Source organism: Noviherbaspirillum malthae, assembly GCF_015352985.1.
In the GTDB taxonomy this organism is placed as follows: Bacteria; Pseudomonadota; Gammaproteobacteria; order Burkholderiales; family Burkholderiaceae_D; genus Noviherbaspirillum; species Noviherbaspirillum malthae.
In genome coordinates this window covers 46,320-55,007 of sequence record NZ_JACYXF010000040.1, presented here as the reverse complement: position 1 = coordinate 55,007, position 8,688 = coordinate 46,320, and the positions used below count along the sequence as shown (strand labels likewise).

Genomic DNA, 8,688 nt, shown 5'->3' with positions numbered 1-8,688 from the left:
GGCAGTAACGATAGGTAAGGCGCAACGAAGTCCCATTCTTCGTCTTGCACGTCGCTTGGATAGGGTTTTCTGGCAGCCATGCCGCCATGGACTTGTTGCTATTTCATTAGTTCATAACAGCCTCTAGGTGAATGTTTTTGATAGAACGAGAGGTGACTGGTTTGTTATCGACGATGGTGATGGTGCGTTCGGCGAAAACCACCACATTGACGGACCGCGCGATGTAGCGGCGTACCATTTCCGCGGGTATCGAGGCGCCGGAGGGAAGGCTCATTTGGTACAGCATTTCAAGCGCCTCAAGCGCCGCTTCCGAGGAACTGGCGTGCACAGTAGAGATGGATCCGTCGTGTCCGGAGTTGAATGCCCGAATGAGGTCATAGGTTTCATCGCCTCGCGTCTCGCCCAGGACCAGCCGGTCGGGGTAGGACCGCATTGCCAGTTTCACCATCATGCGGGCCGTAAGGTTATCTGTCGGATTCGTGACCAACGAGATTCGATTGGGTACGTCGACGTGGAGTTCGCTGGCGTCCTCGATCGTAAAAATGCGCTCGTGGTGTGGAATCTTGCTTAGTAAGGCGTTCGTTACAGTGGTTTTACCAGAGCCGGTTGCACCTGCGATGATGCAGTTTTTCTTCTGATGGATAACGAGGTCAACCAGCTTATCGGCTTGCTCTCGAGTAAGGGATTTCCAGTCGTTGACAAGCTGTTCGAGGGTAGGACGCTGGCTTTTGTCCTGATGCTTCCGAATAGTGATGAAAGCTCCATCCGGACTGACTGGAGCCAAGGCACCGGCGATACGCAGGTCGTCCAGCGTTGCATCAACGATGGAGGATTCTGTATTCGCCTTTGCCTCTCTGTTGACCGTACGGGCGAGAGCCTTCAGAGCAATCGCAATTGCCGTAGGACTGAGAAGTTTGCCCTCATAGCGTTTGTGCCCCTTGCTCTCGACGTACACATGCCCGCCCGGATTCACCATGATTTCGGTAACGGAGCTGTCTTCCAACCATGGAGTAACCGGACTCAGGTTGGTGGAAAGCAGTTCGAGGATGTTTTCGCGTCTTAGCATGCCTTTATTGTCTGCCGATCATTGAACACGTCCGCAGGAAATGCGCTCAGAAAATCGAGCGGATTCGCTAGTGAACTGTAGGGGGATCAGCAGGGGTGGAGGCCACACTCCTTCAAAAAGACGCTTGGAAGCTTCTCGTTGGTCGAAGAAACCCATAGCTTTTCTTTAGCGCGTGTCATGGCAACGAACATCAGCCGACGCTCCTCCTCGAGAGAGCTTTCTTCGTCTGGAAATATGCCTTCCTCTGCGCGAATGATCCATACGCGATCGTATTCCAGGCCTTTTGATCCGTGTGCGGTGATTAACGCCACGGCATTGGGCACGGATGCCTTTTCCTTTCGTGAGCGCTCCATGTCCATTACTTCTTTCAGGCGAGGCTCAATAACCTTGTCGTTGTCGTAGAGCAGGCGATCGATCAGCTCGATCCGCTTAGGATTGCCTGGTTTCTTCAGATGGTCCAGAAGCCAGTCTCTAATGCCGATCCGGTTCATTCGGAAATTGCCGTTTTTCTGGTTCATAGACCATTTGATGTGGTGGTCTGCGAAGGAACGCCATATGTCGCGACCATGGTCGGATATGCGCGAGTCGACGAAGTCGCCTTTTGCGCCCATGCGGATTGTGTTTCCAAATAGGCGGTGTATGTCGGCGATATCGTCCTCACTCATGCCAGCCCAGGCCAAGACTTGGTCAACATCTCGTACCGCCGGCTTGGTCAGACTGCGAAGTAGAGCGAGGTAGACTTGCACTTCAGGGTAATTAAAGATACTTGAGCCCTCTGCACGCTTGAAAGGAGTGCCATTGTTGTTTAGTGCCGACTCGACTTCATCCAGCGCGCGGTTTGTTCTCGCTATAATGGCGAAGCTTTCGCCGGCACCGTATGCAAGGCGTGCGCATTCACTCGCTTCTTCCGCTTCTTCAATCGGTGTATCGAACCGCTTCCACTCTGCATTCCCACCGGGCCCTTTATGAGCGTGGAGACGTTTTGCAATCCGTTCCCGGTTACACGAGATAAGGCGTTCGGATGTTCCTAGTATCTCCGAACGGCAGCGATAGTTTGTACCGAGCATGATCCGCTGCGCATTGAACTGCTCTGCGAAACGCTCAAGGCCAGAGTAACCAAGCGCGCGGCGAAACGCGTAGATCGATTGATCGTCGTCGCCCACAGCGGTTGTTGCTATGCCGGCCGCGGCATGCACCTCTGCCCATTGAAACTGCGCCTGATCAGTATCTTGGAATTCGTCGATCAGAAGGTAATCAACCTTCAATGGAGTCATCTCACCCGAGAGTAAGGCCTTATTGGTATGCAGGATGATGTCCTGAAAGTCGATCTGGCCCGACCGCTCCATGAGCCTTTCATAGACACTCAGCATCTCTTTATGAGTGGGCTCAAATAAGGTTCCCGCCACGCCGGCCTTACCTTCTTCGATGATCCTTGATGCTTCCTCGAAGGACAGATTCCCGATGCCTGTCTGCGCCATTGCTCGCAATAGGTAGCCCTTGCGAACCCCGTCGTTGACGATTTTCCATGGCTTTTTGAAAGGCGACTGCATATCTCTAAGGATCGCTTCACCAAATTCACTCTGACGAGTTGAGGGAAATGCCATCAACATGTCGATGCTGTGAAAAGTCCCTACCAACAGGCGCGCTTGGTGGCCTGGGCCGGCAGCCTTCACGATTCGATCCCGTAGCTCAATCGCTGCATCGCGGGTAAAGGTGACGGCGCCTACCCGCGCCCCTTCGCGCAAAAAAAATGCCGCTTTCGCGGCAAGGGTCTTGGTCTTGCCGGAACCCGGACATGCGATCGCGAGGCAATGCCCCCGGTGCAGTGCTGTTTCCATCTGTTCCGGGTTCAAGCCAGCCAGTACCTCGTCGATCAAGCTGCCTCCGCGACCGCTTCAGCCGATTCTGCCTTTTTGGGCGGACGCGATACCCGGCTGCGCATCCCGCGCAGTGTGCGGAGGATATGCATAGCGAGGTCGCGTGTATCTCGCTTGAAGCGGTACTCCTGATCTTCAATGGTGCCTGCGTCACTTTCCTCGTTCCAGTTCAAAACTTGCAGGCCGCCAATCACTTCGTCCTGTTTTACGAAGAGCTTGAGCACTCGGTTGGCCAAGGGGTGGCGAACCTGGACTTGGTGCTTCGCACTGGGAGCTGTGTAGTTTGGCTGCACAAACTCATCACGACCGCTGTGGAGGTCGAGCTGCAGCTTTACGCCAGCAAGATCAGTGGTGATAGTCGCTTCGAGCGCCTCGATCTTCTTGATTGTCGTTTCGATCACCGTGCGCGCGGAGGCCTCGCCCAAGAACAGATCGCCACGCCGTGCAATAACGTAAATGCCGCGTTCAATGATTGGGTAGAAACGCTCAAACGTCGATGCGACGACACGCTCGTTGATGGTCACATCGACGATCAGAGAAGCAATGCCGTCGTGTCGCTGGGCCAGCGTTTTCCGGCCGCTCGCGCGTTGGCGGCTCGCACGTGCACGCAACATATCGACTTCGTCATCGGTGACCGGAGTGGGAATGCTAATCTCGGTGGTAGGTGCGGCGCTCAGGCCAGTTGCATCAGCAGTTAAAAGCTGCTCGGTGTCGTGTGCGACTTGGGTGAGCTCCTCCAATGCGAGACGCGCTTCGTTTGGCTGTTCGGCGATGGTTGCGGCCTCGTTTTGCATTTGGTTGTCTTGCATGTGCTGCTCCATGTGGTGGATTGGAGGTGTTATCGTGACAAGGCATCGCCATCGGCAGGAAACGAAAGCACATCGATTTGCAGTCATGTTTCGTCATCGGAGCCCCAAGTTTCAGGCGGCCACGCTGCCCAAGCAATAATTGCTATAAGTATTTGATTTGAAACGACTCCATCTCTCAAAATCATTGTTCTTGCATGTAGGATATGCACGATAAGAGAGGATTGATGGCTCCCTGAGGCGATGTTTTGCGTTGCCGGCGGTACCCGGTTGGTGATCGCCGTCGTTGGGCGACGCATCGGTTCATCTCATATAAAGCGCGCTGGTAGGGGCGCTTCGCGACCATAAGTGGTTTCATATCCGCGGGGCTATGCGACGGTAGAATCCGGAGCCGCTGGTTTATGTGAGCGAAGAGAAAGGCATTCGAATTCCCGCTCTTTTCAGTCGCGACGTCCGTTGTTTCATGGCTAAAGTTCATTCTGCTCCAACAATATAGGCGGGTTGAATGATGCATGGCGTTGTCAGTACAGCGGTAGAGAGGTCGTCGCTTCAGTCAGTCCTGATATGTGCGTGTTTATTCACTTCTCTCCTATCCGGTTTGCTTACGGCGCTTCTATATGTCGAACTGCGGCACGGCAGCGAGCAGTTACAAGAGATGAAACAAGTTATTGGTGCTTCAAGATTTGAGGTTACTAGCTGCCTTCAGGAACTCAAAAGGATGCCCACGGCATCATCGTGGAGCCCATCTGCGACGCTACCGGTTACTCCATTACCGGCCCAATTACCCGCACCCCGGCAGACGGCCGCGCTTCAGCGCGGGCCCGCTGATGCTCGTCCAGAGAAGGATACTAAGCCCGATATTCCTGAAGACGGGAAGTTCGTCCTAGTAGGGGAGGACGGGAAGGTCGGTGGTGCGCAGGAGAAGAGATTCAAGCTGCTTGGAGAGAAATGACCATGGGACGGTGTGTTGACGTCGTCGGTGTGCGTTGTTTCACGGTCCTTCGAAGGTGCGGCATAGGTTTGGTGTTCGCATGGCTTTTCTTCGATCCAGCAGTAATTCAGTCGATTACCCAGACCGTTGGAGCGGCAATGGAGGTCGTGCGTCATGCGCAACTCCTTAATGACCCATCGGGCACTCACAGAAAGGAAACAGAATATGGCAATGACCTCAATGGTCGCCCGTGAACATCTCAGGGATGGGGCCGATTGCATTGCGGACTGCATCAAATCGCTCAAACGCGTTCAGAAGCAATTCGAGCCGCTTCGTCCGCAGATCGTTGCGGAGATTGACAGACTGGAAACGATTCAGAGTGCTTTACGCTGCTTGGCCACCCAAGTTGCTTCGGGCGATACCGTGAGTACGGGTGGCTTACCGGCATCCTTAGCTAAAGTGGTGGCGTGAGTCTCATCTGTTTGATCGGCCGGCATGGCACTGGGAAATCCACCTTCGCGGGTATGTTGGGTGCCTATGGATTCGAGCATTTCAGTGTCGGAACCCTACGCCGTCTTGCGCGCCGAGGGGAATTTCCTGTTGACGTTCCCGTTTCGCTGATGCTTGCGTTACGCCGGATACCCAATGGGGAAATGTTGCCCGATGGCGTAGTAAAGCAGCTTATTGAGATTGCGAAGCAGTCTTCCGCGTGTGTATTGGATGGACTCCCTGCTACGCCAGCCCATATCGAATTGCTTCCGGCAGATGCGCTAACGATCTATATGCACACGGTAAGCAGCATCCGTACGGCAAGGCTTCAAGCAAGGGCGGAAGTATCGCTGCGGAAGTGGCATGCAGACTACAAATCAACGCGAGATCTCTCATTGGCGGCAGTGGTGCGACGTCTACGAGCGGATCGAAGGATTGTCCTGGTTCGCAACGATGGCGATCTCGGGCGTCTGGAAGCGGTCGCCGCACGCATCGCTGTACGGACGCAGTTCAGTTCGGGCGCCGTATTGGAATGAGGCTGAATAAACAGCGCCATTCACTCGTGCTTTTCACAAAACGGCTTTCAGAATCTCTCCTTATTTAATCCGTATCCAGGAATCTGTATGAGTCGATCCGTTCACGTCAGGGGAAAAGTGCGGGCCACCAAACTGGTGATCCTATGTATGGCCGCAGTCGGTTGCGTGGCGCTTACAACGGTGGCAGCCGCAAAGCCTACAGTAGGGGTCAGGAGTTCAGCGGCAGAGACGAGTTCCACATCAGACCTCTACCGTAGCATCGACACCCGCACTGAAGAGCTACTTGATACCGGGGCGGTCATACCTGCAACGCTGAGCTTGCACCAGCCAACAGGACATAGTGCTATCCCCGACGTCGCTATTGTGAACATAAGCTTTTCAAAAGCCGATGTACGAAAGGCTATCGAGACCTTGGTAAAAGGCACACCGCTGCGTGTAACAGTGGTTGGGGGAGACGACCGCTTTGGCACGATATCCGCAAAAAATGTAAGTGGCCAGCTTCCAGTGGTACTTAGTAATCTCGCCGAGACGATGGGGTTTTTTTATACAGTGTCGAATGACACCCTCATTGTTTCAGCCGAGCAAAATTTTACGGTGAATGTCGAGAGCGGCTATTCGCTCGAGCAGCTTAGCGAGCTGTCAGACATGCTTCAAGCATTAGGGGCGCAGCTCATCCGTAAAGAACCACATGGCAATGCACTCGTGTATCGCGCAAACCGGCGCGCTTACCTTCGTGTTACCCAAGCGCTGCAGGGCAAGAAAACATCCAACGGGCTGAGCAATCCGATGACTTCCGTTGATGCCGGATCAAGCGAAAGGACTGTGAAACGCGATACCCAGCCATTGCTCGTCGCCTCGCTAGCACCTGTTGAGGTCACGAAAGAGCAGAGGAGGGCGGACCCAGCAGCCACTAGCGACACACTGGTCGCAAAACGTACCGAGCCACAACCAGCGCAATCCAGGAGCATTACCGTCGAAACTCACGGTGTGCCCGCGGTCGCGGTCCCGCAGAGTGCATCGGCGATCCAGACTTGGCGAAGCACGAAAAGTGATAAGACGATCCAAAGCACTCTGGAGCGGTGGGCCAAGTCTGTCGGCTGGGAAGTCGCATGGGAGGTACCAAGAAAGCTGCCGGCTGGGTTCGAAGCGAGCTTTAACGGTCCGTTCGATCTGGCAGTAGAACAGATGATGAAGGCACTTCGGGGTACCGACTATCCGATCATCGCATGCTTGTATGAGGCAAACCAGGTGCTACGCGTGGTCCGCCGCGGCGAAGCGAAAAAGTGTGAAGACTAATTCCAATGGGATGGAACCGGTGATGGTGGGCTCAATTCGTAAGACATCTCCTGTATTTGCTGCGCTGATACTGGCATCCATGGCCAGCGGGTGCGCGCATGTGGAGCAGAAGGCCGTAATCAATGCTCACGGCGACAAGGTCGAGCAAGAGGTCGATGCTCGCCGTACGACTTCGATGAACGCTGCGGTAGAGGATATGTACGCCGTTCGGATCAAGGGGCGTCCGTATATGGGTGTCCGTTCCGCACCATTGAGTGAAGAGGACAGCTGGCCGCCAATTCTCAGCAAGAACGTCAACTATGGCTTCGGGGGAAGAGAAAGCCTTCGAGCGATCTCGGAACGCATCACGAGAATCTATGGCGTTCCGGTACGGATCAAGGCAGATGTAACCTCTGGAAATGGCCTCATTGGGGTCGCAACTCAGCGCCAACCAGCGCCCGGCGGCGCTCCCGCGCCGACAGTCGTACAGCCGCTCCCAAGCTCCCCGAGCCTGATCGACTCCAACGCGAACGCGGGCGGGATCGAGATCACTGACTACTCGGGTCCGTTGTCGGGCCTTCTAGATATGATCGCCGCTCGCTTGGGAATCTACTGGGAATACCAGAAGGGATCGGTCGTCTTTTACCGGACCATTACAAAGACCTTCACGGTTCACGCGGTGCCTGGTGATTCTTCCTTCAATACCAAGGTTGGTAAGACTGGTAGCGCTGGCGGGTCGGGTAGTTTCAGTTCTACCGGCGAGGTAGAAAGTAAGTCCTCCTGGTCGATCTGGGACAGCCTGAATGAAACGCTGAGCCGCATATCGCGGCCGGATCGCTACTACGTTTCACAGGCGCAGGGCAGCGTGACGATTACCGATACGCCGGAAGTCGTCGATATGGTGGAGAAGATCGTTGAGCGCAGCAACAGCCTCGGTTCCAGACAGGTGGCGGTACGGATGGAACTGGTATCCCTGACCCGGAAGCAGGGGAACGAAACAGGGTTCGATTGGGAGGCCGTCTTCCAGAAGCTTGAAGGCTTGGTGCCCCAATGGCGCATCGTTGCAAGTACCCCGGCTACCTTGACATCCACCTCAGTGGGCGCCTTGGGATCAGCGATCTTGGCACCGGCCTCCGAAGGCTCTAACCTTGCCAAGTTCTCCGGATCGCAGGCGATGGTGCGATTGCTGCAAGAATTTGGCAACGTAAATACCAAGCGGGCAGTATCCACCATCACTCAGAACCGGATGTCGGCGCCATTGGCCATCACGAATCAGATTTCGTACTTGGCCCGCACAACACCTGGCGCGGCAACCGGCGCGACATCGACTCTGCCCGGTCTGGAACCAGGACTGGTTACCACGGGTTTTGTCGCCAACGTTCTGCCTACAGTGCTCGACAATAATGCCGTGCTTCTGAAAGTATCGGTCGATTCCAGCGAGTTGCAGAAAATCGGCATTGTTTCCACCGGAGCAGGGCCGACATTGCAGAGCATTCAGACTCCCGAGATCTCCAGTGTGGCTTCGGTCAACGTGGCGACGCTGCAACAGGGCCAGTCGCTCGTTCTAACCGGATTCGAACTTGACCGCGCCCAGTACGAACAGCGAGGATTGACTGATTCGGCCGGCCTTGGCGGATCCTATGTTGGGATGCGGCAACGGGAGAAAGTCATCCTCATCATCACCCCGACTGTAGTCAACGGGGGATAA

Annotated in this window: 7 protein-coding genes; 4 read left to right on the top strand and 3 right to left on the bottom strand. The window is 55.0% G+C overall.

Going from position 1 to position 8,688, the window contains the following annotated elements; genetic code table 11:
- Nucleotides 1–106: 106 nt before the first annotated feature.
- The 3 genes from IGW03_RS26640 to IGW03_RS26630 form a co-directional block, all read right to left on the bottom strand.
- A complete protein-coding gene (locus IGW03_RS26640) occupies nt 107–1,066 on the bottom strand; it encodes an ATPase, T2SS/T4P/T4SS family (protein ID WP_194725571.1) in 960 nt (319 codons plus the stop codon).
- An 86-nt stretch (nt 1,067–1,152) separates the two neighbouring features.
- Nucleotides 1,153–2,943, bottom strand: coding sequence for an ATP-dependent helicase (locus IGW03_RS26635; RefSeq protein ID WP_194725570.1), 1,791 nt, complete (start codon nt 2,941–2,943; stop codon nt 1,153–1,155).
- Nucleotides 2,940–3,752, bottom strand: a complete 813-nt coding sequence (locus tag IGW03_RS26630; RefSeq protein ID WP_194725569.1) for a hypothetical protein — start codon at nt 3,750–3,752, stop codon at nt 2,940–2,942. The genes IGW03_RS26635 and IGW03_RS26630 overlap by 4 nt, the downstream gene beginning before the upstream one ends.
- Before the next feature lie 1,153 nt (nt 3,753–4,905).
- Here IGW03_RS26630 and IGW03_RS26625 point away from each other — a divergent pair.
- The 4 genes from IGW03_RS26625 to IGW03_RS26610 all read left to right on the top strand — a co-directional run bounded on the left by IGW03_RS26625 (nt 4,906) and on the right by IGW03_RS26610 (nt 8,688).
- On the top strand, nt 4,906–5,151 hold the full coding sequence (locus tag IGW03_RS26625) for a hypothetical protein (protein WP_194725568.1): 246 nt from the start codon (nt 4,906–4,908) through the stop codon (nt 5,149–5,151).
- Between the two features lie 381 nt (nt 5,152–5,532).
- Nucleotides 5,533–5,715 (top strand): hypothetical protein, encoded by a 183-nt coding sequence (locus IGW03_RS26620; protein WP_194725567.1) that lies wholly within the window; start codon nt 5,533–5,535, stop codon nt 5,713–5,715.
- A 77-nt stretch (nt 5,716–5,792) separates the two neighbouring features.
- The gene (locus tag IGW03_RS26615) at nt 5,793–7,001 is read left to right on the top strand and encodes a toxin co-regulated pilus biosynthesis Q family protein (protein WP_194725566.1); all 1,209 of its coding nucleotides are present in this window, start codon (nt 5,793–5,795) and stop codon (nt 6,999–7,001) included.
- Between the two features lie 22 nt (nt 7,002–7,023).
- Complete coding sequence (locus IGW03_RS26610; protein ID WP_194725565.1) at nt 7,024–8,688, top strand: secretin GspD/PilQ domain-containing protein; 1,665 nt, start codon at nt 7,024–7,026, stop codon at nt 8,686–8,688.

Coding starts and splice junctions, on each gene's coding strand:
- IGW03_RS26640 (WP_194725571.1), bottom strand. CDS start 1,066: ATGCTAAGACGCGAAAACATCCTCGAACTGCTTTCCACCAACCTGAGT.
- IGW03_RS26615 (WP_194725566.1), top strand. CDS start 5,793: ATGAGTCGATCCGTTCACGTCAGGGGAAAAGTGCGGGCCACCAAACTG.
- IGW03_RS26625 (WP_194725568.1), top strand. CDS start 4,906: ATGGCAATGACCTCAATGGTCGCCCGTGAACATCTCAGGGATGGGGCC.
- IGW03_RS26620 (WP_194725567.1), top strand. CDS start 5,533: ATGCAGACTACAAATCAACGCGAGATCTCTCATTGGCGGCAGTGGTGC.
- IGW03_RS26610 (WP_194725565.1), top strand. CDS start 7,024: ATGGTGGGCTCAATTCGTAAGACATCTCCTGTATTTGCTGCGCTGATA.
- IGW03_RS26630 (WP_194725569.1), bottom strand. CDS start 3,752: ATGCAAGACAACCAAATGCAAAACGAGGCCGCAACCATCGCCGAACAG.